Source organism: Streptomyces sp. NPDC047000, assembly GCF_040644295.1.
Classification (GTDB): Bacteria; Actinomycetota; Actinomycetes; order Streptomycetales; family Streptomycetaceae; genus Streptomyces.
Window position 1 is genome coordinate 104906 of record NZ_JBEYWE010000008.1, and the last position, 25451, is coordinate 130356.

The 25451-nt window shown below is 72.3% G+C and carries 26 protein-coding genes, 1 pseudogene and 1 riboswitch; of the genes and pseudogenes, 15 read left to right on the forward strand and 12 right to left on the reverse strand.

The window, feature by feature from the left end:
• Window position 1 precedes the first annotated feature (1 nt).
• Window positions 2-490 carry an ATP-binding protein gene (locus ABZ862_RS15535; RefSeq protein ID WP_360957644.1) on the forward strand — a complete coding sequence of 163 codons (489 nt, stop codon included), beginning with the start codon at window positions 2-4 and terminating at the stop codon, window positions 488-490.
• A gap of 244 nt (window positions 491-734) precedes the next feature.
• On the opposite strand, the gene ABZ862_RS15540 is transcribed toward ABZ862_RS15535, so the two are convergent.
• The gene (locus tag ABZ862_RS15540) at window positions 735-1208 is read right to left on the reverse strand and encodes a C40 family peptidase (RefSeq protein ID WP_360957647.1); all 474 of its coding nucleotides are present in this window, start codon (window positions 1206-1208) and stop codon (window positions 735-737) included.
• Window positions 1209-1211: 3 nt separating this feature from the next.
• A riboswitch (cyclic di-AMP (ydaO/yuaA leader) is annotated at window positions 1212-1425 on the reverse strand.
• A 348-nt stretch (window positions 1426-1773) separates the two neighbouring features.
• Window positions 1774-2059 (reverse strand): annotated as a pseudogene (locus ABZ862_RS15545) (hypothetical protein).
• Between the two features lie 396 nt (window positions 2060-2455).
• On the opposite strand from ABZ862_RS15545, the gene ABZ862_RS15550 reads away from it, so the two are divergent.
• The 8 genes from ABZ862_RS15550 (at window position 2456) to ABZ862_RS15585 (ending at window position 9570) form a co-directional block, all read left to right on the forward strand.
• A complete protein-coding gene (locus ABZ862_RS15550) occupies window positions 2456-3079 on the forward strand; it encodes a TetR/AcrR family transcriptional regulator (protein WP_360957649.1) in 624 nt (207 codons plus the stop codon).
• 140 nt (window positions 3080-3219) lie between these two features.
• Complete coding sequence (locus tag ABZ862_RS15555) at window positions 3220-3522, forward strand: urease subunit gamma (protein ID WP_360957652.1); 303 nt, start codon at window positions 3220-3222, stop codon at window positions 3520-3522.
• A gap of 32 nt (window positions 3523-3554) precedes the next feature.
• Window positions 3555-3866 (forward strand): urease subunit beta, encoded by a 312-nt coding sequence (locus tag ABZ862_RS15560; protein ID WP_360958159.1) that lies wholly within the window; start codon window positions 3555-3557, stop codon window positions 3864-3866.
• Window positions 3859-5580: an urease subunit alpha gene (locus tag ABZ862_RS15565; RefSeq protein ID WP_360957655.1), complete on the forward strand. Its 1722-nt coding sequence runs from the start codon at window positions 3859-3861 to the stop codon at window positions 5578-5580. Before ABZ862_RS15560 ends, ABZ862_RS15565 begins: the two co-directional genes overlap by 8 nt.
• A gap of 36 nt (window positions 5581-5616) precedes the next feature.
• Window positions 5617-6291: an urease accessory UreF family protein gene (locus ABZ862_RS15570; RefSeq protein WP_360957657.1), complete on the forward strand. Its 675-nt coding sequence runs from the start codon at window positions 5617-5619 to the stop codon at window positions 6289-6291.
• Window positions 6292-6385: 94 nt separating this feature from the next.
• Window positions 6386-7066: an urease accessory protein UreG gene (ureG, locus tag ABZ862_RS15575; RefSeq protein ID WP_360957659.1), complete on the forward strand. Its 681-nt coding sequence runs from the start codon at window positions 6386-6388 to the stop codon at window positions 7064-7066.
• Window positions 7063-7830, forward strand: a complete 768-nt coding sequence (locus ABZ862_RS15580; protein ID WP_360957661.1) for an urease accessory protein UreD — start codon at window positions 7063-7065, stop codon at window positions 7828-7830. The genes ureG and ABZ862_RS15580 overlap by 4 nt, the downstream gene beginning before the upstream one ends.
• A 141-nt stretch (window positions 7831-7971) precedes the next feature.
• Window positions 7972-9570 (forward strand): alpha/beta hydrolase, encoded by a 1599-nt coding sequence (locus ABZ862_RS15585; RefSeq protein ID WP_360957664.1) that lies wholly within the window; start codon window positions 7972-7974, stop codon window positions 9568-9570.
• A gap of 74 nt (window positions 9571-9644) precedes the next feature.
• On the opposite strand, the gene ABZ862_RS15590 is transcribed toward ABZ862_RS15585, so the two are convergent.
• From ABZ862_RS15590 to ABZ862_RS15605, 4 genes are all read right to left on the reverse strand, one after another.
• A complete protein-coding gene (locus ABZ862_RS15590; protein ID WP_360957667.1) occupies window positions 9645-10370 on the reverse strand; it encodes a lysophospholipid acyltransferase family protein in 726 nt (241 codons plus the stop codon).
• 434 nt (window positions 10371-10804) lie between these two features.
• Window positions 10805-12046 carry an ornithine--oxo-acid transaminase gene (gene rocD / locus ABZ862_RS15595; RefSeq protein ID WP_360957670.1) on the reverse strand — a complete coding sequence of 414 codons (1242 nt, stop codon included), beginning with the start codon at window positions 12044-12046 and terminating at the stop codon, window positions 10805-10807.
• Complete coding sequence (gene ddaH, locus ABZ862_RS15600) at window positions 12046-12876, reverse strand: dimethylargininase (RefSeq protein ID WP_360957673.1); 831 nt, start codon at window positions 12874-12876, stop codon at window positions 12046-12048. The genes rocD and ddaH overlap by 1 nt, the downstream gene beginning before the upstream one ends.
• A 125-nt stretch (window positions 12877-13001) precedes the next feature.
• Window positions 13002-13493, reverse strand: coding sequence for an Lrp/AsnC family transcriptional regulator (locus ABZ862_RS15605; RefSeq protein ID WP_360957676.1), 492 nt, complete (start codon window positions 13491-13493; stop codon window positions 13002-13004).
• A gap of 120 nt (window positions 13494-13613) precedes the next feature.
• Here ABZ862_RS15605 and ABZ862_RS15610 point away from each other — a divergent pair, with 120 nt between their 5' ends.
• Genes ABZ862_RS15610 through ABZ862_RS15625 form a run of 4 tightly spaced genes read left to right on the forward strand, consistent with a single transcriptional unit; the run spans window position 13614 to window position 17677 of the window.
• Window positions 13614-14369 carry a LytTR family transcriptional regulator DNA-binding domain-containing protein gene (locus ABZ862_RS15610; protein ID WP_360957679.1) on the forward strand — a complete coding sequence of 252 codons (756 nt, stop codon included), beginning with the start codon at window positions 13614-13616 and terminating at the stop codon, window positions 14367-14369.
• A gap of 10 nt (window positions 14370-14379) precedes the next feature.
• Window positions 14380-14730: a hypothetical protein gene (locus tag ABZ862_RS15615; protein WP_360957682.1), complete on the forward strand. Its 351-nt coding sequence runs from the start codon at window positions 14380-14382 to the stop codon at window positions 14728-14730.
• Between the two features lie 5 nt (window positions 14731-14735).
• Complete coding sequence (locus tag ABZ862_RS15620; RefSeq protein ID WP_360957685.1) at window positions 14736-16475, forward strand: cation acetate symporter; 1740 nt, start codon at window positions 14736-14738, stop codon at window positions 16473-16475.
• Window positions 16472-17677: a histidine kinase gene (locus tag ABZ862_RS15625; protein ID WP_360957688.1), complete on the forward strand. Its 1206-nt coding sequence runs from the start codon at window positions 16472-16474 to the stop codon at window positions 17675-17677. The genes ABZ862_RS15620 and ABZ862_RS15625 overlap by 4 nt, the downstream gene beginning before the upstream one ends.
• Window positions 17678-17731: 54 nt before the next feature.
• Here the strand turns inward: ABZ862_RS15625 and ABZ862_RS15630 are convergent, their stop codons facing one another.
• The 5 genes from ABZ862_RS15630 to ABZ862_RS15650 all read right to left on the reverse strand — a co-directional run bounded on the left by ABZ862_RS15630 (window position 17732) and on the right by ABZ862_RS15650 (window position 22606).
• Complete coding sequence (locus tag ABZ862_RS15630) at window positions 17732-17914, reverse strand: hypothetical protein (protein ID WP_360957691.1); 183 nt, start codon at window positions 17912-17914, stop codon at window positions 17732-17734.
• Window positions 17915-18026: 112 nt separating this feature from the next.
• Window positions 18027-18983: a cytochrome c oxidase assembly protein gene (locus ABZ862_RS15635; protein WP_360957694.1), complete on the reverse strand. Its 957-nt coding sequence runs from the start codon at window positions 18981-18983 to the stop codon at window positions 18027-18029.
• Between the two features lie 107 nt (window positions 18984-19090).
• Window positions 19091-20116, reverse strand: a complete 1026-nt coding sequence (locus ABZ862_RS15640; RefSeq protein WP_360957697.1) for a 6-phosphofructokinase — start codon at window positions 20114-20116, stop codon at window positions 19091-19093.
• A 502-nt stretch (window positions 20117-20618) separates the two neighbouring features.
• The gene (locus ABZ862_RS15645) at window positions 20619-21347 is read right to left on the reverse strand and encodes a glutamine amidotransferase (RefSeq protein WP_360957700.1); all 729 of its coding nucleotides are present in this window, start codon (window positions 21345-21347) and stop codon (window positions 20619-20621) included.
• A gap of 20 nt (window positions 21348-21367) precedes the next feature.
• Entirely contained in the window at window positions 21368-22606 is a 1239-nt protein-coding gene (locus ABZ862_RS15650; RefSeq protein WP_360957703.1) for a MurT ligase domain-containing protein, read from the reverse strand.
• A 156-nt stretch (window positions 22607-22762) separates the two neighbouring features.
• Here ABZ862_RS15650 and def point away from each other — a divergent pair, with 156 nt between their 5' ends.
• Window positions 22763-23302, forward strand: a complete 540-nt coding sequence (def, locus tag ABZ862_RS15655; RefSeq protein ID WP_360957705.1) for a peptide deformylase — start codon at window positions 22763-22765, stop codon at window positions 23300-23302.
• Between the two features lie 32 nt (window positions 23303-23334).
• Here def and ABZ862_RS15660 read toward each other — a convergent pair whose 3' ends face one another.
• On the reverse strand, window positions 23335-23976 hold the full coding sequence (locus tag ABZ862_RS15660) for a TetR family transcriptional regulator (RefSeq protein WP_360957708.1): 642 nt from the start codon (window positions 23974-23976) through the stop codon (window positions 23335-23337).
• Between the two features lie 169 nt (window positions 23977-24145).
• On the opposite strand from ABZ862_RS15660, the gene ABZ862_RS15665 reads away from it, so the two are divergent.
• Entirely contained in the window at window positions 24146-25372 is a 1227-nt protein-coding gene (locus tag ABZ862_RS15665) for an acyl-CoA dehydrogenase family protein (RefSeq protein ID WP_360957711.1), read from the forward strand.
• Window positions 25373-25451: the final 79 nt, after the last annotated feature.

Genomic DNA, 25451 nt, shown 5'->3' on the forward strand with positions numbered 1-25451 from the left:
CATGGCAGACCACCTGGAAACATCCGTCACTCTGCCGAGCGAACCCGCCTCGGTGGCCGCCGCCCGCGCGTTCGTGCTCAGCACTCTCGCCGAGTGGGGGATGCCCGCGGACTCGGACGTCGCCGACACCGTCCGCCTCATCGTCTCCGAACTCGCCACCAACGCCGTGCAGCACACCTTCGGGCAGTCGCCCACGTTCACGGTGGAGACCGAGCTCGAGCGTGACGAACACCTGCGGGTCGGCGTCACCGACAGCCATCCGCGTTTCCCGAGACGGCTGCCGGCCGCCGTCCAGCAGGACAACGGCCGCGGCATGGTCATCATCCGCTGGCTGACCGCCGAGTGCGGCGGGAAACTCCGGGTCCGGCCGACGGGGGAGGGCGGGAAGACGGTGTTCGTCGAGCTGCCCTGGACGGCTTTGGTGCGGCCGGCGGCGGCGCGTGCGGTCCCGGGGGGTCCGTTGCCGGGGGCGGGGCGGCAGGAGCCGTAGGAGGCCCGGGGAGACGCGCCGGGCCCCGGGCGGGAGCCCTGACGCGTCGGAAGCGGGCGGGCGGGCCTCCAAGGGCCCCAGGGCCTCCTGGCGCCCGCCGGGCCGCGCGAAGCGGCCAGGAAGGCCCGAGGAAGGCCGGGAAGGCCCCGGGAGGCCCGGAAGGGCCCGGGGAGGCGGGGAAAGCCGCTGCCGGGCTTCCGGGCCGGTGACGGCGGGTCAGGACGCCGTCACCGCCCCGGACCGGTCAGCTCACCCGGCCGTACCAGACGCTCTTCGTCCAGATCTTCTGCAGCTTCACGACGTCCCCGGTCTTCGGGGCGTGCCAGATCTTCCCCTTTCCGGCGTAGATGCCCACGTGGTACACGCTGGAGCCGTAATGGAAGAACACCAGGTCTCCGGCCTTGCGGCTCTTGGCGGAGATGTGGTGCGTCTTGTTGTACTGCGCGGCGGCCGTACGCGGCAGCTTCTTGCCCGCCTTCTTGAACGAGTACAGCGTCAGCCCGGAGCAGTCGAACCTCCGGGGCCCCGTGGCGCCCCACTGGTACGGGGAGCCCTTCTTGGAGGCCGCGATCTGGAGTGCCTTGGTCGCGGGCGTCGCGGCCGCGGCGTCCGGGGCGACCCCGGGGACCACGACCGAACCGCCCACGGCGGCGATGGCGAAGGCCGAGGCCGTACCGGCCCTGGCCATGAGCGACGGGACACGATTGAGCGCAGTCATGCGCAACCCTTCGTCAGCCGCCTGTGAAGGATGACCTGTCGGATTCGGGCTGGCGAAGTTGCCCGGCCGCGTTGCCGCGGCTTCACCCCGAGGGCTGCGCGGACCGGTCATGGCGTGACCGTCCCGGCGACCCGGACTGCTTGGGTCCTCCACTCCTGCCGATCCACTCCTGTCGACCGGTCATCCGGGCGGCGGCAGGACTCGGCGTCCGCCCGGACCGCCCCGCCGCTGTGGCGGGGGCTTGTCGTCAGACAGGGATCTTCACCTACCGAAGTCGGAAAATCCCAACGGAACCGGGGATTTGTGTTGTTACTCACCACTCACCCGTTCGGGTGGACAGTGGGGTGTTCGAGTGGACGTCGACGGCCCTGACCAGTCCCGGACCTGCGTCGGAATGCCTCATTCCGCCCTGGGGCCAGGCGCGTTGCGCAACCGGAACGGGCCAGGAAAAGGAGGTGAACCTCCACCGAACAGCGGTAACCCGTCCGGTCCGTTTCCGTCCCCGACCGGACACCGTCGGGTGAGGTGGCCGGGCCGGCCGTCCGCCCGTCCCGTCGGCGGTACGTCAACTCGCGGAGCCGGGTGGCATCGTGACGGCGTGCCGCGCGGCGCTCGCCGGCCGGCACCCGCAGCGCCCGCGCCGGGGCCGGCGCGGGCGGCTCCGTCCCGCCCCGGCGGTGCGTCGGCTCCGGTGCGTCCCGCGGCTCGGCCGCCCGCGCCGCCGGGGCCCGGGCGGCGCGCGGTCCCCGGCAGGTGTCACCGGGGTGCGCCGGACGGATCCGGCCCGGCGGATCGAACACCTCCGGGTGACGGCCGATCAGCTCACCCCCGGCGCGTGCCGGAGCGGGCAGCGGCGGCGGCCCGGGGCCGGCACCGGAACCTCACCTCGCCCCGGGAACGGCGGGCGGGCCCGGGACGGGTGCACCCGGGGTGTCCGGAGCGCCGGCCGTGGTGCGTGCCGTACCGCGGCCGGGGACGATCCGGTTCACCAAGCCCTACCCCACGGCGGCCCGTGCGTCCAGGACCCTGTCGCGTCCGATGTCCCCGCTCACCGGTTCCCGGCCGGTGAGCCGTACGAGCGGGCCGCGGCCGGCGTGCCGTATACGGTCCCGTCCTCCGGGGAGTTGCGGGTGGCGGCGCGGCAAGCCGGTGACGCAGGAGGAGGCGGACGGGTCCGGGCCCGGAGGGGGGCTTGCGTGCGGCGTGGCCGCTTGGCCGGAAGGAATGTTCGTTCTACGTTGCGGATCATGGCCCGCGTGTCCCAGGCGCACCTCGACGCCCGCCGCCGTCAGATCCTGGACGGCGCCGCTCTCTGCTTCGCCCGAGGCGGCTTCCACGCCACGTCCGTGCAGGACGTGCTCAAGGAGATCGGCCTCTCCGCCGGGGCCGTCTACCGCTACTTCGACGGCAAGGACGAACTGATCGAAGCGGTCGTCGGCGAGGTCCTCGAGGTGCTGCGGCAGGTCTGCGCGGACGCCGCCGTGGCCATCCCGCCGCCGCTGCCCGATGTCCTGGTCTCCCGTGCCCTGACCCGTCTGCGGGAGATCAGACCCGGCGTGCTGGACGGCGGGGCGTGGGCCTACCCCCGGCTGATCCTCCAGGTGTGGGCCGAGATCGTGCGCGACGCGGAACCCGCCGCACGGGTGCACGCCGGTCATGACGCCGTGCGCGCCTCCTGGGAGCGGGTCGTGGCGAGCTACAGGGCGGCCGGGCTGATCCCCCGTTCGGCCGATGCCGACGCCATGGCACGCGTGATGATCGCGCTGGCCCAGGGACTCGTCGCGCAGGAGGCGGTGCTGGGCGGCATGCCCGAGGAGACGCTCGTGAACGGGCTGCGGGCGCTGATGAGCATGCGGGACCCGCGTTCCTGACGCCGACGGGATGTGATCGCTGCCTTAACGCGTCTGAAACGCGGTCCAACTAGCCTGCCCGTCCATGCCACCAGGGAGTTTGCCCCGGGGCTGCGGCAACCGGACCCCGCACGGTCCGGGCGAGGACGGTGAGGTGGGACGTGCAACTGACCCCGCACGAGCAGGAGAGGCTGCTGATCCACGTGGCGGCCGACGTGGCCGAGAAACGCAGGGCGCGCGGGCTGAGGCTGAACCACCCCGAGGCCGTCGCGCTCATCACGTCGCACATCCTCGAGGGTGCCCGTGACGGCCGCACCGTTGCCGAACTCATGTCCTCCGGCCGCACGCTGCTCACCCGGGACGACGTCATGGCGGGCGTGCCCGGGATGATCCACGACGTCCAGGTCGAGGCGACCTTCCCCGACGGCACCAAGCTCGTCACCGTCCACGACCCGATCGTCTGACGGGGGAGGCCGCCATGACGTCCCAGGAGACCGTGATCCCCGGGGAGATCCTCTACGCCGACGACCCGGTCGTCTGCAACGAGGGCCGCGAGGTCACCCCGCTCACCGTGCTCAACGCCGCCGACCGGCCGGTCCAGGTCGGCTCCCACTATCACTTCGCCGAGGCCAACCCCGGCCTCGAGTTCGACCGCGCCGCCGCGTACGGCAAACGGCTCAACGTCGCCGCGGGCACCGCGGTGCGCTTCGAGCCCGGCATCCCGGTCGACGTCGAACTCGTACCGATCGGCGGGGCCCGGGTCGTACCGGGACTGCGCGGGGAGACGGGGGGTGCCCTCGATGGCTGAGATCCCGCGCGCGGTGTACGCCGACCTGTTCGGTCCCACCACCGGTGACCGCATTCGGCTGGCCGACACCGATCTGCTGATCGAGATCGAGGAGGACCGCAGCGGCGGCCCCGGACTCTCCGGGGACGAGGCGGTCTTCGGCGGCGGCAAGGTCATCCGCGAGTCCATGGGACAGGCACGTGCCACCCGCGCCGAGGGCACCCCGGACACCGTGATCACCGGCGCGGTGATCGTGGACCACTGGGGCGTCGTCAAGGCCGACGTCGGCATCCGCGACGGGCGGATCACCGGCATCGCCAAGGCCGGCAACCCCGACACCATGGACGGCGTCCACCCGGACCTGGTGATCGGCCCGGAGACGGAGATCATCGCCGGCAACGGGCGCATCCTCACTGCGGGCGCGATCGACGCGCACGTCCACTTCATCTGCCCGCAGATCGCCGACGAGGCCCTGTCGGCGGGCATCACCACCCTGGTCGGCGGCGGCACCGGACCGGCCGAGGGGTCGAAGGCCACCACCGTCACCCCGGGGCCCTGGCATCTGGCCCGGATGCTGGAGGCGATGGAGCAGTACCCGCTGAACATCGGGTTCCTCGGCAAGGGCAACACCGTCTCCCACGAGGCGATGCTCTCCCAGATCCGCGGCGGCGCGGTCGGCCTCAAACTGCACGAGGACTGGGGCTCCACCCCCGCCGTCATCGACGCCTCGCTGACGGTCGCCGACCGCACCGGCATCCAGGTCGCCATCCACACGGACACCCTCAACGAGGCCGGTTTCGTCGGCGACACGCTCGCCGCGATCGCCGGGCGCGGCATCCACGCCTACCACACCGAGGGCGCGGGCGGCGGCCACGCGCCGGACATCATGACCGTCGTCTCCGAGCCGCACGTGCTGCCGAGCTCGACGAACCCCACCCGGCCGTACACCGTCAACACCGCCGAGGAACACCTCGACATGCTGATGGTGTGCCACCACCTCAACCCGGCGGTGCCGGAGGACCTGGCGTTCGCCGAGTCGCGCATCCGGCCCTCCACCATCGGCGCGGAGGACATCCTCCACGACCTCGGCGCCATCTCGATCATCTCGTCCGACTCGCAGGCCATGGGCCGGGTGGGAGAGGTCGTCCTGCGCACCTGGCAGACGGCCCATGTGATGAAGCGCCGCCGGGGCGCCCTGCCGGGTGACGGGCGCGCGGACAACCACCGGGTACGGCGCTATGTCGCCAAGTACACGATCAACCCGGCGCTGGCGCAGGGCCTGGCCCGCGAGGTGGGCTCCGTGGAGAGCGGCAAGCTCGCCGACCTCGTGCTGTGGGAGCCGGCGTTCTTCGGCGTCAAACCGTACCTGGTCGTCAAGGGCGGCCAGATCGCGTACGCGCAGATGGGTGATGCCAACGCCTCGATCCCGACCCCGCAGCCGATCCTGCCGCGTCCGATGTTCGGCGCGATCGGGCGGGCACCGGCCGCCAACTCGGTCAACTTCGTGGCACCGCTCGCCGTCGAGGACGGGCTGCCGGAACGGCTGGGGCTCGGGAAGCGGTTCACGGCCATCGAGTCGACGCGGGGGGTGACCAAGGCGGACATGCGGGAGAACGACGCGCGGCCGTCGGTACGGGTCGATCCCGACAGCTTCGCCGTGTCCATCGACGGGGAACTGGTCGAGGCCACGCCTGCGGCGGAACTGCCCATGGCCCAGCGGTACTTCCTCTTCTGAGGGCGGCGTGACGACACGGGTGGAGGCGGGTGCGCGATGACCCGGGCGGCGCTGCTGGTCCTCACCGACGGGCGTTTCCCCGCCGGAGGGCATGCGCACTCCGGCGGGGCCGAGGCCGCGGTACGGGCCGGACGGATCACCGGTGCGGAGAGCCTGGAGGACTTCTGCCGGGGACGGCTGCACACGGCGGGGCTCGTCGCGGCCTCACCGGCGGCCGCCGCCGCGCTCGGGGTGTCCGTGCGGGACCTGGACGCGGTGGTGGACGCCCGCACGCCGTCCCCCGCGCTGCGGGCCGTCTCCCGGCGGCTGGGGCGGCAGTTGGTGCGGGCCGCCCGGGCCGCCTGGCCTTCGGACGAACTCGACGCCGTCGTGAGGGAGTTCCCCAAGGGGGCGCATCAGTGCCTGGTGCTGGGGGTGGTCGCCCGGTCGGCGGGGCTAGGGGCGGCCGATGCGGCGTACTGCGCCGCGTACGAGTGTGTGAGCGGGCCGGTCTCGGCGGCCGTGCGGCTGCTGAGCCTTGATCCGTTCGACGGGACGGGGGTGCTGGCCCGGCTGGCCCCGGAACTGGACGCGGTGGCCGACCGGGCCGTGGGCGCGGCTCGGCGGGCGGTGTCGGAGGGGACCGACGCGCTTCCGGCGGGGGGCGCGCCCCTCGTGGAGATCGCGGCGGAGGCGCACGCGAGGTGGGGGTCGCGGCTGTTCGCGTCCTAGGGAGCCGCCCGCCGCCCCTACCTGTTCCCGGTCCCGGGGGTTCTGCCCCGGAGCCCGGTGTGTCACACGATCCGGAAGCTGTCAGGAGCCGTTCATGCACCTTGGTCATTCTCATTCCTCCTCCGCCGCGCTCAGTGCCGACGCACGGCGGCCGGACGGGCGGTTGCGGGCCCTGCGGGTGGGGCTCGGGGGGCCGGTGGGGTCCGGGAAGACCGCCACCGTGGCCGCCCTGTGCCGGGTGCTGCGGGACGAGTTCTCGCTCGGTGTCGTCACCAATGACATCTACACGCGTGAGGACGCCGAGTTCCTGCTGCGGGAGGCCGTGCTGCCGCCCGAGCGGATCGTCGCGGTGGAGACCGGCGCCTGTCCGCACACCGCGATCCGCGACGACATCTCCGCGAACCTCGAAGCCGTGGAGGACCTGGAGGACGAGGCCGGGCCGCTGGACCTCGTGCTGGTCGAGTCGGGCGGGGACAACCTCACGGCCACGTTCTCCAGAGGGCTCGTCGACGCCCAGATCTTCGTGATCGACGTGGCCGGAGGCGACGACATCCCGCGCAAGGGCGGCCCCGGCGTCACCACCGCCGACCTGCTCGTCGTCAACAAGACCGACCTCGCGCCGTACGTCGGTTCCGACCTCGCGCGGATGGCGGCCGACGCCGAGGCCGCGCGGGGCGGCCTGCCGGTCGTGTTCCAGTCGCTGCGGAGCGGGGCGGGCGCCGGTGACGTCGCCGGCTGGGTGCGGGCGCGGCTCGCCGCGTGGACGACCGTATGACGGGGCCGGTGGGCAGCGGGGTCGTCGCCCGGGCGCGGATCCTCGCCCGGGGAGACGGCCGGGGCGCAACGGTGCTGCCCGTGCTCGAGGGCCGGGGACCGCTCGCGGTGCGGCGGACGCGGGGCGGCGACGACGAGGCCCGGGTGCTGCTCGTCGGCGCCATGAGCGGGCCCCTCGGCGGCGACCGGTTCGGTGTGGACGCGGCGGCCGAGGAGGGCGGACGACTGCGGGTCGGATCGGCCGCCGCCACCATCGCGCTGCCCGGCCAGGCCAAGGACGCCGCCGAGTACGACGTACGGCTCCGGGCCGCCGACGGCTGCGAACTGCGGTGGCTGCCGGAGCCGTTGATCTCGGCGGCCGGCAGCGAACTGCGGGTGCGGACTCGGGTCGAACTCGGTCGTACGGCCCGTCTGGTGCTGCGTGAGGAGCAGATCCTCGGGCGGACGGGGGAGGAGCCGGGGCGGCTGACCAGCCGGCTCACGGTACGGGTGGCGGGCCGCGTGGTGCTGGACCAGGAACTGGACTGCGGGGGCGGGGCACCGGGCGGGTGGGACGGCCCCGCCGTGCTCGACGGCCATCGGGCCGTCGGGCAACTCGTCGTGGTACGTCCGGAGTTCGCGGACCCGGTGATGGAGGCCAGGATGCTCGGGGAGAGCGCCGCGCTGATGCCGCTCGCCGGGCCCGCCGTACTGGTCAGCGCCGTGGCGCCGGACGGGCTGAGGCTGCGCCGGATCCTCGACGAGGCGCTCGCCCTGCTCGGCTGAGCCCACCGCGGAACCGCTCAGCAGGACAGCGGATTCCGGTTATCGGATTGGTAAAGAAGGTCAACGGCCCCTGTTCTCAGCGGCCCCACAGCCGCGAGGATCCCCGTGACCATTCGTCACCATGTAGGGGGAGGGGCCCACTTGAGGGACAACAGACCGAAGAGCCGGATATTCGCGCTCGGTTCGGCCGGGGCACTGGTCACCGCGACGCTGATCGCCGGGGCCGTCACGGCCCCCGCCGCCAGCGCGAACGCCGGCCACGGACAGGACCGTGAGGCACACGGCGCGGCCGTCGCCGCCGCCCGCGCCGCCAGGGCCGGCATCGACTGGCAGGACTGCCCCGCCGACTGGGGGCTCGAGAAGCCGATCCAGTGCGGCTGGGTCACCGTCCCGCTCGACTACGCCAAGCCGGACGGCCGGAAGATCAAGCTCGCCGTCGACCGCATCGGCAGCACGGGCACCCCCGAGGAGCGCCAGGGCGCCCTCGTCTACAACCCCGGCGGTCCCGGTGGCTCCGGCCTGCGCTTCCCGCGCCGGGTCACCACCAAGAACCCACTGTGGGTCAACACCTCCAAGGCCTACGACTTCGTGGGCTTCGACCCCCGCGGCGTCGGCCACTCGGCCCCCATCTCCTGCATCGACCCGCAGGAGTACGTGAAGGCGCCCAAGGCGGACCCGGTGCCCGACACGGAGGCCGACAAGCTCGCCCAGCGCAAGCTCGCCCGTGAGTACGCCGAGGGCTGCGCCGAGCGCAGCGGCAAGGCGGTGCTGGCCCAGATGACCACGCCGAACACGGTGCGCGACCTCGACGTCATCCGCGCCGCCCTCGGCGAGAAGAAGCTCAACTACCTCGGCGTCTCCTACGGCACCTACATCGGCGCCGTCTACGGCACCCTGTTCCCCGGCCATCTGCGCCGGATGATCGTGGACAGCGTCGTCAACCCGTCCCGGGAGAAGATCTGGTACCAGGCCAACCTGGACCAGGACGTCGCCTTCGAGAGCCGCTGGAAGGACTGGGAGGACTGGGTCGCCTCCCACGACGCCGCCTTCCACCTCGGCACCACCCGGGCCGCCGTGCAGGCCAAGTGGCTCCAGCTGCGCGCCACGGCCAAGCAGCACCCCATCGGCGGGGTGGTCGGCCCGGCCGAGCTGATCGGCGCCTTCCAGCTCGCCCCGTACTACGACTCCTCGTGGGTGCCGGCCGCCACGTTGCTCAGCCAGTACTTCGCCGGGGACACCCAGGCGCTGGTCGACGCCGCCGCCCCCGACATGTCCGACACCGCGGGCAACATCTCCGCGGAGAACGGCAACGCCGTCTACACGGCCGTCGAGTGCACCGACGCCAAGTGGCCCACCAGCTGGCGCAAGTGGGACCGCGACAACACCCTGCTCAACCGGGACTACCCGTTCATGACGTGGGCCAACGCGTGGCTGAACCTGCCGTGCGCCACCTGGCCGGTCAAGCAGCAGACGCCGGTGGAGGTGAAGACCGGCAAGGGCCTGCCGCCGGTCCTGATCGTGCAGTCCACCCGTGACGCCGCCACGCCGTACGACGGCGCCGTCGAACTGCACAAGCGGTTCAAGGGCTCCCGCCTGATCACCGAGAAGGACGCGGGCTCCCACGGGGTGACCGGTCTGGTCAACCCGTGCATCAACAGCCGGGTCGACAGCTACCTGCTCACCGGCAAGCTGGACGCCGCCGACGTGACCTGCACACCGCACGCCACGCCGCAGCCGTAGCCGCAGCAGTACGCGGCGAGGGGCGGCCGGGGACTCCCGGCCGCCCCTCACCCGTTCCTCCGCCGGGACCGGCGTCAACTGATCGGAGCGCGCGGGAACCTGCGCTCCTTCCCGCCCTTCGCCGCCGCTTCCTCGGCCTTGGCGACGGCCGCGTACTGGTCGACGTACTCCTGGTCGGACAGCGTCAGGATCGCGTACATGATCTCGTCGGTGACGGCGCGCAGGACGGCCTTCTCGTGCTCCATGCCCGCGTAGCGCGAGAAGTCGAGGGGCTTGCCGAAGCGGATCAGCACCGGCCGCAGGCTCGGGACGACCTGGCCCGGCGGCTGCGCCTCGAAGGTGCCGATCATCGCGCAGGGGACCACCGGCACCTGGGCCCTGAGCGCCATCACGGCGACGCCGACCTTGCCCTTGTAGAGCCGTCCGTCGTGCGAGCGGGTGCCCTCCGGGTAGATGCCGAGCAGTTCGCCCCTGCCCAGTACCCCGAGGCCCTCGCGGATCGCCGCCCGGCCCGCCTCCTTGCCGGACCGGTCGACGGGTATCTGGCCCACACTGCGGAAGAACGCCGCGGTGAGTCGGCCCTTGACGCCGCGGCCCGTGAAGTACTCGGCCTTCGCGAGGAAGGTGATGCGCCGTCTGAGGATCGCGGGCATCAGGAAGTGGTCCGAGAAGGACAGATGGTTGCCGGCGATGATCGCCGGACCGTCCGGCGGCACATGTTCCAGGCCCTCGATACGCGGGCGGAACAGCAGTCTCAGCAGGGGTCCCAGGAGCACATATTTGAGTACGTAGTAGAACAAGGGGACGCTCCTCACTCTGGCCGGATCGGCTCGACCGCCGCGTTCCGGCAGGTCACCCGGCGCACGGTGGGGTGCAGTGTAGGCGCAGGTGCGAGCCGCCGGAACCGGTCGCGGAGCCGGTCCGGGACCGGTGGCGTGCGGTGTGCCGGCTGCCGGTCCCGTCAGGCAGATGCTGGCACACACCGAGCGAATCTTCATGCGAGTGAACGTTCGTTCGCCATTCGCCCGTCGGACGGTGCCGGACGCGGACCCTGACCCGGTCCCGGACCTGGACGACGCGGTCCTCTCCCGGCCCCGGCCCGCACCGCCGGCCTGCCACCGCCGTGCCCCGGCCGCGCGCGCCTGCCGGGGTCACCGGACCGTGCCGTGCCCCTGCCGGCCCCGGCCGGACCGCCGGACGCAAGCCGGCGGCCCGGTCCGGCCCGGTCCGGCCCTCACGCCCCCTGGGTGAGTGCCCCCTGTGCGAGGACCCCCTTCAGCGTCCCCAGCGCCGACCGCAGTTCCTCCGCGGTGACGGTCAGCGGCGGCGCCAGCCGGATCGTGGAGCCGTGGGTGTCCTTGACCAGCACGCCCGCCGCCATCAGCCGCTCACTGACCTCACGCCCCGTACCGATCGCCGGGTCGACGTCCACGCCCGCCCACAGGCCCCGCGAGCGGAACCCGACGACGCCCTCGCCGACCAGCTCCGTCAGCCCGTCCCGCAGCACCGTGCCCAGCTCGGCCGCCCGGTGCTGGAACTCGCCGGTCTCCAGCAGCTCGACGACCGCCGTGCCGACCGCCGCCGCCAGCGGGTTGCCGCCGAACGTCGAGCCGTGCTCGCCCGGCCGCAGCACGCCCAGCACGTCCCGGCGTCCGACCACCGCAGACACCGGCACGATGCCGCCGCCCAGGGCCTTCCCCAGCAGCACCAGGTCCGGTACCACGCCCTCGTGCTCCACGGCGAGTGTCCGCCCGGTGCGCCCGAGCCCCGACTGGATCTCGTCGGCGACGAACAGGCACCCCGCCCGCCGGGTCAGCTCCCGCACCCCGGCCAGATAGCCGTCGTCCGGGACGATCACCCCGGCCTCGCCCTGGACCGGCTCGATCAGCACCGCCGCCGTCGTCTCGTCGACGGCGGCCTCCAGCGCGGCCAGGTCGTTGTAGGGGACGATTCTGAACCCGGGCGTGAAGGGCCCGAAGCCGGCCCGGGCGGTCTCGTCGGTGGAGAAGCTGACGATCGTCGTCGTCCGGCCGTGGAAGTTGTCCGCCGCGACCACGACGGTCGCCCGGTCGGCGGGGACGCCCTTCACCTCGTACGCCCACTTGCGGGCGATCTTGATGGCGCTCTCCACCGCCTCCGCGCCCGTGTTCATCGGCAGCATCATGTCCTGGCCGGTCAGCGCCACCAGACGCTCCGCGAACACGGCCAGCCGGTCGTTGTGGAAGGCCCGTGAGGTCAGCGTCAGCAGGTCCAGCTGGCGGTGTGCCGCCTCGATCAGCGCCGGGTGGCGGTGACCGAAGTTGAGGGCCGAGTAACCGGCCAGCATGTCGAGGTAGCGGCGGCCCTCGACGTCCTCCACCCAGGCGCCCTCGGCATGAGCGACGACCACCGGCAGCGGATGGTAGTTGTGCGCGAGGACCGGCTCCTCGGCACGGATCAGCTCGGCGGACGTACGGGTACGGACGGGTGCGGTCATCAGCGGATCTCCTGGGTGCAGCACTTGATACCGCCGCCTGCCTTGTGGAACTCGGACAGGTCGACGGGGACCGGGACGTAGCCGCGGGCGGTGAGGCGGACGGCCAGCGCCTCGGCCTGCGGTGCGATGAACACATGACGGCCGTCGGACACGGAGTTCAGACCCCACGCCAGCGCGTCGTCGCGGGTGGCCTCCACGGCGCCCGGGTACAGCCGCCGCAGCACCTCACGGCTGCCCGCCGAGAACGCCTCGGGGTAGTACACGATGTTGTTGCCGCGGCCGGTGGCCCCGCCGTCGTCCAGCACGAACAGCGCCGTGTCCAGATGGTAGAAGTACGGGTCGACCAGGGTCAGGCTGATCACCGGGTGCCCGAAGAACTCCTGCGCCTCGCGGTGCGCCTCACGCGTCGTGCGGAAACCGTGGCCCGCCAGCAGATAGCGGCCCGTCCAGACGAGGTCTCCCTCGCCCTCGGACACCGAGCCGGGCCGGTGCACGGCGTAGCCCGCGCCGCGGAACCAGGAGTCGTAGTGATCGGACTCGGGGCGCCGCTCGGGCGCGTGGAAGAGGGAACCGAAGACACGGCCGCCCACGACGACCGCGGAGTTGGCCGCGAAGACCATGTCCGGCAGCCCGGGGACCGGGTCGACGGCGTCGACGGCGTGGCCGTGGGCACGGTAGGCGCTGATCAGCGCCTGCCACTGCTCCCGGGCCAGGTCGACGTCGACGCGGACATCGGGATGCATCCAGGGATTGATGGCGTACCGGACGGTGAAATGTCTGGGCTCGCATACGAGGAAGCGCCTGGGGCGCGGCACACGGGTGTCGGGCACAGAGGTATTCCTCCGCTTTCCTGCGGATGTCGGGCGAGGGTTGACACAACGGTAAGAATGAACTAGGCGCGCGACAAGTGAAGATTCATGCGCGTCCACGCAGGAACGCTGCTTGTTTCGCCGGTTCAGCGCACGTCTGGTGCGGGCTGGCTGGCGCCGGCCTCCGGGGCGTCCGGGAGGAGATGGGACAGCACCATCACACTGATCGTCTTGCGGATGAACGGCTCGGTGCGGATCCGCTCCAGTACCTCCTCGAAGTGCTCCACGTCGCGCGCCCGCACATGCAGCAGCGCGTCCGCGCCGCCGGTCACCGTCATCGCCGCGGTGATCTCCGGATGGTTGCGGACCACTTCCGTCAGCCGCCGCGGCGGGGCCGCGCCCTCGCAGTACACCTCGACGTACGCCTCCGTGCGCCAGCCCAGCGCGGCCGGCCGCACCGTCGCCGTGAACCCGGTGATCACCCCCGTCTCGCGCAGCCGGTCCACCCGCCGCTTGACCGCGGTCGCCGACAGTCCGATGTCCGTGCCGATCTCGGCGAAACTGCTCCTCGCGTTCGCCATCAGGGCGGTGACGATCTTCCGGTCGAGGTCGTCGAACGGAACGTTCCTGCTGTTCATGGCGGCACTGTATCCAGCACGGTACGGCCCCGGATCCGCCGCGCCGTCCGTCGCGGCCGGCCGCAAGGGTGACGCCGGATACATGTGCAGCCGTCCGGATCGCCCCTACACTCCACGTTCATGCTGCGCGCCCTCGCCGTCGACGACGAACGCCCCTCCCTGGAGGAACTGCTGTACCTGCTGCACGCGGACCCCCGCATCGGCAGCGCGGAGGGCGCGAGCGACGCCACCGAGGCGCTGCGCCGCATCACCCGCGCCCTGGAGTCGGGACCCGACGGACCCGAGGCCGTCGACGTCGTCTTCCTCGACGTGCAGATGCCCGGCCTCGACGGCCTGGAGCTGGCCCGCCTGCTCACCGGCTTCGCCCGCCCGCCGCTGGTCGTCTTCGTCACCGCCCACGAGGACTTCGCGGTACGCGCCTTCGACCTGGACGCCGTCGACTACGTCCTCAAGCCCGTCCGCAAGGAACGCCTCGCCGAAGCCGTGCGCCGCGCCGGCGAACTGCGCGGCGCCGCCCCGCGCATCCCCGTCCACGAACCCGACCCCGACCACATACCGGTGGAGCTGGGCGGCGTCACCCGCTTCGTCGCCGTCGGCGACATCACCCACGTCGAGGCCCGCGGCGACTACGCCCGCCTGCACACCGGCAAGGGCAGCCACCTCGTCCGCATCCCCCTCTCCACCCTGGAGGAGCGCTGGCGTGCCCGCGGCTTCGTCCGCATCCACCGCCGCCATCTGGTCGCCCTGCGCCACATCGGCGAGCTCCGCCTCGACGCCGGCACCGTCAGCGTCCTGGTCGGCGCCGAGGAACTCCAGGTCAGCCGCCGCCACGCACGCGAGCTGCGGGACCTGCTGATGCGCCGGACCGCCGGGTAAGGAGGCCGCAGTGGATCCCACCGAGCGCCGCGTCGTCGTCACCGGACCGCCCCGCCGGGCCCGCCGGGCCTCCGGCTACCGGCCGCGCACCGAGATCGACGAGCAGACCACCCTCGGCCACACCTACGTCCGTTCCCTCATGCGCAGCCAGCTGCGCGCCGGCCTCACCGGTGCCGCCGTCCTCGCACTGCTCGTCGGCCCGCTCCCGCTGGTGTTCGCCGCGACCGCGCACGCCGCCCGCCTCGAATGGGCGGTGCTGGGCTTCGCCCTGTACGCGCCCATGGTGCTGCTCGCCCGCTGGTACGTGCGCCGCGCCGAACGCAACGAACGTGACTTCGTGCGGCTCGTGGAGGACCGCTGAGCTCCGTGAACCCCGGTTACGCCGTCCCCGCCGTCGCCCTCGTCGTCGTCGCCACCGTGCTCGTCGGCGCCTTCGGCCTGCGCATATCCCGCACCACCTCCGACTTCTACGTCGCCTCCCGCACCGTGGGCCCCCGCCTCAACGCCGCCGCCATAAGCGGTGAGTACCTCTCCGCGGCCTCCTTCCTCGGCATCGCCGGACTGGTCCTGGTGCAGGGCCCCGACATGCTCTGGTACCCGGTCGGCTACACCGCCGGCTACCTGGTGCTGCTGCTGTTCGTCGCCGCCCCGCTGCGCCGCTCCGGCGCCTACACCCTGCCCGACTTCGCCGAGGCCCGGCTCGCCTCGCAGGCCGTACGGCGCCTCGCCGGGGCCCTCGTCGTCGGCATCGGCTGGCTGTATCTGCTGCCCCAGCTGCAGGGCGCCGGGCTGACCCTCACCGTGCTCACCGGCGCGCCCGACTGGCTCGGCGGGGTCATCGTCGCCGTCGTCGTGGTCGCCACGGTCGCCGCGGGCGGCATGCGCAGCATCACCTTCGTCCAGGCGTTCCAGTACTGGCTCAAACTCACCGCGCTCCTCGTCCCCGCCCTCTTCCTCGTCCTCGCCTGGCAGAACGACGGAGCCCCCCGCGGTGCCTTCGAGGAACCCGCCGCCTTCCGCGAGGCACGCACCGTCCGCGTCGCCGACACCCTCGACCTGCGGCTCGACCGCCCGCTGACGGTCACCGTGACCGGCACCGTCGACGGGCACCGGCACACCGCGGCCCCGGTCCGCCTCCCCGCCGGACCGCACCGCATCGCCGCCGGCACCCGGCTCACCTTCGCCGCGGGCGACCCCGTCCCCACCGCCGACCGGGGCGGCAGCGGCGGCATGTCGCCCTCGCTCGCCGAGAGCCGCCAGGAACGGCCGCTGTACGCGACGTACGGGCTGATCCTCGCCACCTTCCTCGGCACCATGGGCCTGCCGCACGTCGTGGTGCGCTTCTACACCAGTCCGCACGGGGTCGCCGCCCGCCGCGCCACCGTCGCCGTGCTCGCCCTGATCGGCGTCTTCTACCTGCTCCCCCCGGTGTACGGCGCCCTCGGCAGGATCTACACCCCCGAACTGACCCTCACCGGCGACGCCGACGCCGCCGTACTGCTGCTGCCCGACCGCATGATCGGCAAGACCGGCGGCGACCTGCTGGGCGCGCTGATCGCCGGCGGCGCCTTCGCGGCGTTCCTGTCCACCGCCTCCGGCCTGACCATGGCCGTGGCCGGGGTCCTCACCCAGGACGTCCTGCCGTCCCGGGGCGTACGGCACTTCCGGCTCGGCACCGTCCTCGCCATGGCCGTCCCGCTCGCCGCCGGGGCCCTGACGGGCGCCCTGCCCGTCGCGGACTCCGTCGGGCTCGCCTTCGCCGTCTCGGCGTCCTCCTTCTGCCCGCTGCTCCTCCTCGGCATCTGGTGGCGCCGGCTGACCCCGCCCGGCGCGGCCGCGGGGATGCTGGTCGGCGGCGGTTCGGCCTTCGCCGCCGTCACGGTGACCATGGCGGGTCTTCCCGGCGGCGGCACCCTGCACGCCCTCCTCGCCTGGCCCGCCCTCTGGTCGGTCCCCCTGGCCTTCCTCACGATGATCGTGGTGTCCCTGGCCACCCCGGCCCGGGTGCCCGCGGGAACGGCGGCGATCCTGGCCCGCTTCCATCTGCCGGAGGAACTGCTCACGGAGGAACTCCTGACGGAGGAGCTGCGGGAGACGGCGCCGTGAGCGGGTTCCTGGCCGGTCTCCTGGTCGCGGTGCTGCCGTTGCTGGCCGCCGGATTCTGGCTGGGACGGCGCACCGCCCGGCCGGAGAACCTCGGCGGGCTCGGTACGCCCGTCGAGCACGCCACCTTCCAGACCCTGCACACCGCCTCGCTCGCGGCGCCCCCGCTGCGGGCCGGTCTCACCGAGGAGACCGCCCGCAGGTCGGCCCGGCGGCTGCGCAGCCTGCTCGGCACCGACGCACTGTGCCTGGCCGACGACAAGGAGGTCCTGGTCTGGGACGGCGTGGGCGGCCACCATCGCGCCGAGATCACGGAACGGCTCGCCGGGCCTCTGGAGAGCGGCCGGGGCGAGGCGTTCCGGCTGCGGTGCGACCTCCCGGACTGCCCGGTGCGCTGGGCCGTCGTGGCCCCGCTCACCGTCGACGAGCGGGTGCACGGCGTCCTGGTCGCCTGCGCGCCGCGCGAGTCCGCCGTCCTCGTCAGGGCGGCCGGCGAGGTGGCCCGCTGGGTCTCCGTGCAGCTGGAGCTGGCCGACCTCGACCGGTCCCGCACCCGGCTCATCGAGGCCGAGATCAAGGCCCTGCGCGCCCAGATCTCCCCGCACTTCATCTTCAACTCGCTCGCCGTGATCGCGTCGTTCGTGCGCACCGACCCCGAGCGCGCCCGCGAACTGCTGCTGGAGTTCGCCGACTTCACCCGCTACTCGTTCCGCAGGCACGGCGACTTCACCACCCTCGCCGACGAGCTCCACGCCATCGACCAGTACCTCGCCCTCGTCCGGGCACGCTTCGGCGACCGCCTCTCCCTCGTCCTGCAGATCGCCCCCGAGGTGCTCCCCGTCGCGCTGCCGTTCCTCTGCCTGCAACCGCTCGTCGAGAACGCCGTCAAGCACGGTCTGGAGGGCAAGGCCGGCAAGTGCCACATCTCCATCACCGCCCAGGACGCCGGCGCCGAGGCCCTGGTCGTCATCGAGGACGACGGCGCGGGCATGGACCCCGTGCTGCTGCGCCGTATCCTCGCGGACCACGCCAGCCCGTCCGGCGGCATCGGCCTGTCCAACGTCGACGACCGGCTGCGGCAGGTCTACGGCGACGGCCACGGCCTCGTCATCGAGACCGCGGCCGGGGCGGGGATGAAGATCACCGTACGGCTGCCGAAGTACCAGCCCGGGGTGCACTCGGCGGGCCGCATCGCAGGACAGTGAGGCCGCTGACCGGCACCGTGACCCGGACCGGTACCGTCACGGCGACCGGCACCGTCACAGCGACCGCATGGCGATCATGCCGAGGGTGATCAGACCGAGCACGACCCAGCCGAACCACAGCCAGCCGTTGCTGCCGAGTGCCACCGTGTAGGCCGTCACCGCGACGAGTCCCCCCACGGTGAGCACCCCCATGGTCTTCGTGGAGCCGTCCGTGGAACCATCCGTGGAACCGGGCATCGCGACACCCTCCTCTGGGTCGGTTCCCTTCCATGGTGCCCCGGAACACGGCCTCCGTACCGGCTGTGTCCGGCCGGGATCTCACGGCGGCCGGACGGCGTCCGGGAACGGCTCAGCGGCCGCCCTGCGTGTTCAGCGAGGCCAGGTAGGCGTTGTACGCCTGCAGTTCCTTGTCGCCGTCCCGGTCCGCGGCCCGGTCCTCGCGCCTGGCCTGCCGCTGTTCGGAGCCGTACCACTGGAACAGCAGCGCGATCAGCACCAGCACCGTCGGGATCTCGCTGAACGCCCAGGCGATGCCGCCGGCCGCGTTCTGGTCGGACAGCGCGTCGATGCCGAGCGAGGCGGACGGGTCCTTGAACGTCTCGACCATCGGAGCCGACGCCATCATCAGCGCGATGCCGAAGAACGCGTGGAACGGCATGCCCGCGAACAGCTCCAGCATCCGCATCAGGTACCCGGGCCGGCGGGGGCCGGGGTCCACGCCGATGATGGGCCAGAAGAACACCATGCCCACGGCGAAGAAGTGCACCATCATCGCGATGTGTCCGGTCCTCGACCCCATCAGGAAGTCGAACAGCGGGGTGAAGTACAGCGCGTACAGGCTCGCGATGAAGATCGGGATCGTGAACAGCGGATGGGTGATGAACCGCATGTAGTGGCTGTGCAGCAGCATCAGCAGCAGCTCGCGCGGCCCCTTGCGGCCCTTGGTGGCGGCCACCGGCAGTGCGCGCAGCGCCAGCGTCATCGGGGCGCCGAGCAGGACCAGGATCGGCGACAGCATGCTGATCACCATGTGCTGCACCATGTGCACGCTGAACATGACCATGCCGTAGTCGTTCAGCGCGGTGCACATCACCAGTCCGACGGTCAGCACCCCGGTGAAGAACGACACCGTGCGGGCCGCCGACCAGCTGTCGCCGCGCCGCCGCAGCCGCACCACGCCCCACGCGTACAGTCCCAGCGCCAGCACACAGGCGACCAGGAAGAACGGGTCCGCCGACCACTGGAGCCCGCGCCCCAGGGTGAACGGCGGCAGATCCATGGTCATCCCGTGCCCGCTGTGGTCCATCCGCCGGCTCCTGCTCCCTGGGGGTCGTGCCCGTCTGTCCGCACCAGACTAGAACCGCCCCCGGTCGGCTCTGTGACCGGGGGCGGTGCGAGCTGCGCGGGGCGCTGTCAGAGGACGGTCTCCGCCTCCGCGTAGCGGTCCGCGGGCACCGTCTTCAGCGTCTCCACCGCCTCGGCGAGCGGCACCGTCACGATGCGTGTGTCGCGCAGCGCGGTCATCGTCCCGAACTCCCCGCGGTGCACGGCCTCCACCGCGTGCCAGCCGAAGCGCGTGGCGAGCACCCGGTCGTACGCGGTCGGGGTGCCGCCCCGCTGGACATGTCCGAGGATGACCGGCCGTGCCTCCTTGCCCAACCGCCGCTCCAGCTCGTCGGAGAGCTGGCGCGCTATCCCGGCGAAGCGCTCGTGGCCGTAGACGTCCGTGCCGCCCTCCTCGAAGGCCATGGTGCCGGGCAGCGGCTTGGCACCCTCCGCGGCGACGACGATGGCGAACCGCTTGCCCGCCTCGAACCGTGCGCCGACCCGGCGGGCCAGTTCCTCGATGTCGAACGGACGTTCCGGTACGACGATGGCGTGGGCGCCGGCCGCCATGCCGGAGTGCAGTGCGATCCAGCCGGTGTGGCGGCCCATGACCTCCACCACCAGCACCCGCTGATGCGACTCGGCGGTGGTCTTCAGCCGGTCCAGCGCCTCGGTGGCGACGCCCACGGCGGTGTCGAAACCGAAGGTGACGTCGGTGACCGCGATGTCGTTGTCGATGGTCTTCGGCACGCCCACGACGGGCAGGCCGCTGTCGGACATCAGCCGGGCCGCCTTGAGCGTGCCCTCACCGCCGATGGGGATGATCGCGTCGAGCCCGAGTTCCTCGACGTGTCCCCTGGCCCGCTCCACGCCGTCCCGCAGATGGGAGGGCTGGACCCGCGAGGAGCCGAGGACGGTGCCGCCGCGGGCGAGGATGCCGCTCACCGCGTCGAGGTCGAGCTTGAGGTAGTCGCACTCCAGGAGGCCCTTCCAGCCGTCCCGGAAACCGATGACCTCGTCGCCGTGGTCGGCGAGGGCACGGTGCACGACGGACCGGATGACGGCGTTGAGGCCGGGGCAGTCGCCGCCGGAGGTGAGGACACCGATGCGCATGGCCCGAATACCTTCGCAGTGGGAGCCGGGGACCGGACCACGTCGTCCGGCCGTGTCCCGGCCAGCCTAACGGCGGGCGGGGGGTCTCCACATCGGGCGTCCGCCTGATGGACGCGTCCACTCAGGTGAGCGGACCGGTCATCAGGCGGGCCCGGGACGACCGTGCCGTCGGGCTGCCAGAAGGTTCCTGCACGGGTTCCCGGTCCCGGCCCGCACCACGCGGGAGGCCGGGCGGACATCACCCGTCCGGCGGTCCTCGTCGGTCCGCCGCCGGAGGGATGCCGCCTCGCCGTCCCCCGCCGGCTCCTCCGTCCCCCGCCGGCTTCGCCGCGGTCCGGTGCGCTCCGGTGCGTTCGCGGAGGAGGAACACCCGGCGCGCCGACGTTGCGCCCGCCGCGCAGCCGAACCACCCTCACCCGTCCGTCGGGTGCCGTCGGGTTCGTCGGCCGGCGGCACCCGACGGACGCCCCGGGTGTCTCCGGGCCGATCCGCCGGACGGGCCTCAGGCGGGCTGCTGGGCCGAGGCGATGCGCTCGTTGCGCAGCGCCTCGTACCAGCGGTCGTCGATCGGCGGCAGCGCGTTCACGTCCAGGGCCAGCTTCAGCAGCAGGTCGGCGATCAGCGGGTTGCGGGCGAGGACGGGGCCGTGCATGTAGGTGCCGAACACCGTCTCGTTGTACGCGCCCTCGGTGCCGTCCCCGGTGCCGTTGCCCCGGCCGAGCTTGACCGTGGCGAAGGGGCGGGCCGTGGGGCCGAGCCGGGTGACGCCCTGGTGGTTCTCGAAGCCGGTCAGCGGGGGCAGACCGAGCCGCGGGTCGATGTCCCCGAGGACGTCGCCGACGCACCGCTCGCCCTCGCCCCGCACCGTCGTCACGTCGAGCAGGCCGAGGCCGGGCTCGCGCTGGCCGAGGTCGTTGATGAACTCGTGGCCGAGGATCTGGTAGCCCGCGCACACGGAGAACACGATCGCGCCGTTCTCCACCGCCCGGTACAGCTGCCCGTCCCGGCGCAGCCGCTCGGCCGCGAGCCGCTGCGGCCGGTCCTCACCGCCGCCGATCAGATAGATGTCGCCGGACGTGGGGATCGGCTGGTCGCTGCGTACGTCGAGGCGCGCCACGTCCAGACCGCGCTGCCGCGCACGGCGCTCCACGACGAGGGCGTTGCCCTGATCGCCGTAGGTGCTGAGCAGATCCGGGTAGATCCACACCAGCCGCAGTTGGTTGTCGCTCATCAAGTGATCGCCCTTCGTGGTCAGTTGCCGACGCGGCGGCGCAGGTCCTGGAACGCGGTGTAGTTCGCGATGACCTCGATGCGGCCGGGCGGGGCCTGCTGCACCGCCTGGTCGAGGTTGTCGCAGACCTGGAAGCGCTGGTTCGCCACCTCGAGGCGGACCGCGAGGTCCAGCTTGCGGTCGCCGACCACGAAGATCGGGTGGCCGCTCAGCCGTGTGTAGTCGACGTCCCAGAGCCAGGAGGTGTCGGTGCCGTCCGCGCCGCGGGCGTTGACCGAGAGGATCACCGGGGTCGGCGGCGGGTCGATCAGGGAGAACGTCTCGAGCCAGCCCGCGGGGTTCTTCGCCAGCAGCAGACGCAGGTCGCGGTCCATGAACTGGACGACGTCGTAGCGTCCGGCGACGGCCTGCACCTGGTACATCCGCTCCAGGGCGACCTGCGGCGGGACGCCGAACACGGCGGCGACGGCCGCGGAACTGGCGGCGTTGGCCTTGTTGGCGCGGCCGGGCAGCTGGAGGTGGATCGGCCACGCGGAACCGTGCGGGTCGAGGACGTGGTCACCGGACAGGGCCCAGCTCGGCGTGGGACGGCGGAAGCCGCACTCGCCGCAGAACCAGTCGTCGCCCGGACGCTGCATCACACCGCCGCAGGACGGGCAGGACCAGGCGTCGTCCTTCCACATCTGCCCGGCGGCCACCCAGACCACGTTCGGCGAGGACGACGCGGCCCACACCACCAGCGGGTCGTCGCAGTTGGCGACGACGAAGGCCTTCGTGCCGGCCAGGCCCTCGCGCCAGTTCTCGGCGAGCATCCGGGTCTCGGCGGCCCGGTCGAGCTGGTCGCGCGAGAGGTTGAGCAGGGCGATGCACTTGGGATCGGTGTCCCGGGCGACTCCGGCGAGGTACTTCTCGTCGACCTCGATGACCGCGAACTTGGCGTCCGAACCGCCCGCGAGGGCGGAGGTGATGCCGGCCGGCATGTTGGCGCCGAGCGCGTTGGACACGACCGGGCCCGCGGCGCGCAGCGCCTCGGCGATCAGCCGGGTGGTCGTGGTCTTGCCGTTGGTCGCCGAGACCAGGACACAGTCCAGGTGCTGGGCGAGCCGCCCGAGGAGGTCGGGGTCGAGTTTCAATGCCACCCGGCCGCCGATCACCGATCCGCTGCCGCGTCCGGCGGCACGCGACGCCGCTGCGACCGCTTTGCCGGCGGTCACTGCCAGCTTGGCCCGCGGCGTGAGCGGGTCCGAGTTGCCTGACATCAGTTCTCGATCCTCCTTGCGTACGCGCCGTGCCTCTGCCTGACGGCAACGTTGGTGGTCAGCCTATCGAGATACATTCGCACGCCCGAATTCCCGCGCGGGCCGCGCGGGCCCGTGCGACATGCGCGTGTCATACAGGACCGTACCCTTGCCGGCATGCGACACGGCTCGATCCCGGGCGCCCACGGGCGCGTGAGACCCCTCACCCTCCTCGGCGGGGACACCCTGCACACCCCGTGCCAGGAGGTCACCGCCTTCGGCCCGGACCTCGCGGCGCTCGTGGAGGACCTGTTCGCCACGATGTACGCGTCGCGGGGAGTGGGTCTCGCGGCGAACCAGATCGGTGTGCCGCTGCGCGTGTTCGTGTACGACTGTCCCGACGACGACGATCTGCGCCACCTGGGCCATCTGGTCAACCCCCGCCTGGTCGAGGCCGACGGAGTGGTCGTCCGGGGGCCGGAGGGGTGTCTGTCCCTGCCGGGTCTCGAGGCGGGGACGGAACGCCACGACCACGCGGTCGTCGAGGGTTTCACGGTGACGGGCGAGCCGGTGACCGTGCACGGCACGGGTTTCTTCGCGCGCTGTCTGCAACACGAGTGCGACCACCTCGAGGGCAGGCTCTACGCCGACCTTCTCACCGGCCGGCGCAGACGGCGGCTGATGCGGCAGGTGGCGCGCGCCGAGTGGCACCGCTGACTTCGCCGCGGCGGCCCGGAGCTGCGGGAGGATCAGAATCCCGGACCGCCGATCCGGTCGCCGGCCGCCGCGAGCCGGCCCCAGAGGAGGTCGGCGAGGCTCCTGACCAGTTCCGCGCGGGAGCACGGCCGTTCGCCGAGCCACCAGTCGCCTGCGGCGTGCATCATGCCGACGATCCCGTGGCCCCACACCCGTGCCACCCGCTCGCTGTCCGGGCCGAGGTCCAGCCGTTCCTCGACGACCTGCGCCAGGTCCTCGCCCATCCTGCGCAGCAGGGGCGCGCTGTGCTTGCCGACGTCGAAGCCCTGGTCGTTCTGGGAGCCCTCGGCCGGATGCATGAGGAAGCGGTAGACCTGGGGACGGGCCTCTATGGCGGAGAGATAGGTGTCCAGGGTGGCCTCGACCCGCTCACGCCGGTCCGCCGGGGCGTCCAGTGCCGCCCGCAGCGAGTCGAGCAGCGCGTCGGTGTGCCGCTTGGCGAGCGCGGCGTACAGCCCGCCCTTGTCGCCGAAGTGCCGGTAGAGGATCGGCTTGGTGATGCCCGCCTCGGCGGCGATGGCGTTCATCGACGCCTGCGGACCGTCGCGCAGCACCACTCTGTCGGCGGCCTCCAGCAGTTCGCGCCGTCGGCGGTCGGCGGACCGCTGCTGCTCGGTCCGCTGCGTGGTGTCCATGTGCTCTCCCCACCCGTGCTGTTTCGGTGACGCCTGCGCAAACTAACACTGACCGGGGGTCCCCCATCGAACTGGCTGCCGATCTGACGTCAGGAGTTGACTTTTCCTACCGACCGGTAACAGACTCCTGTTACCGCAAGTAACATGCACTGCCGCCGCTGGAGGGGACATGGCCGAGTTCACCATGGAGCTCAACGACGAACAGAAGGAGGTCCGGGACTGGCTGCACGGCTTCGCCGCCGATGTGATCCGTCCCGCGGCCGCCGAATGGGACGAGCGTGAGGAGACTCCCTGGCCGGTCATCCAGGAGGCCGCCAAGGTCGGCATCTACTCCCTCGACTTCTACGCCCAGCAGTACTTCGACCCCACCGGCCTCGGCATCCCCATGGCGATGGAGGAGCTGTTCTGGGGCGACGCGGGCATCGCGCTGTCCATCGTCGGCACCGGCCTCGCCGCCGTGGGCGTCCTCGCCAACGGCACCGAGGAGCAGATCGGCACCTGGATCCCGCAGATGTACGGCGACGCGAACGATGTCAAGGTCGCCGCCTTCTGCTCCTCCGAGCCGGACGCCGGCTCCGACGTGGCCTCGATGCGCACCCGCGCCGTCTACGACGAGGCCAAGGACGAGTGGGTGATCGACGGCACCAAGACCTGGGCGACCAACGGCGGCATCGCCAACGTCCATGTGGTCGTCGCCGTGGTCGACCCTGAGCTCGGCTCCAAGGGCCACGCCTCCTTCATCGTCCCGCCCGGCACCCCGGGCCTCGCCCAGGGCCAGAAGTTCAAGAAGCACGGCATCCGCGCCTCCCACACCGCCGAGGTGGTCCTCGACGGCGTGCGCGTGCCCGGCTCCTGCCTGCTGGGCGGCAAGGCGAAGCTGGACGAGCGCCTGGCCCGGGCCCGCGAGAGGGCCAGGTCCGGCGGCGAGAGGGTGAAGAACGCGGCGATGGCCACCTTCGAGGCGTCCCGTCCGGCCGTCGGCGCCATGGCCGTCGGCACCGCGCGCGCCGCCTACGAGGTCGCCCTCGACTACGCGAAGACCCGTGAGCAGTTCGGCCGCCCGATCATCGACAACCAGGGCGTCGCCTTCCAGATCGCCGACATGCGCACCCGGATCGACGCCGCCCGCCTCCTGGTGTGGCGCGCCTCCTGGATGGCGGTCAGCGGCAGGCGGTTCACCGCGGCCGAGGGATCGATGTCGAAGCTGTTCGCCAGCGAGACCGCCAAGCAGGTGACCGCGCAGGCCGTCCAGATCCTCGGCGGCAACGGATACACCCGGGAGTACCCGGTGGAGCGGATGCACCGCGACGCGGCCATCTACACCATCTTCGAGGGCACCAGCGAGATCCAGCGCCTGGTGATAGCCCGCACCCTCTCCGGCATGCCGATCCGGTAGGGAACCCCCCTCCGGCCTCCGCCCCGCAACTCCTCCGGCTGCTGCTTTTCAGCCCCTCCGGCGTTTGAGGAGCAGGGGT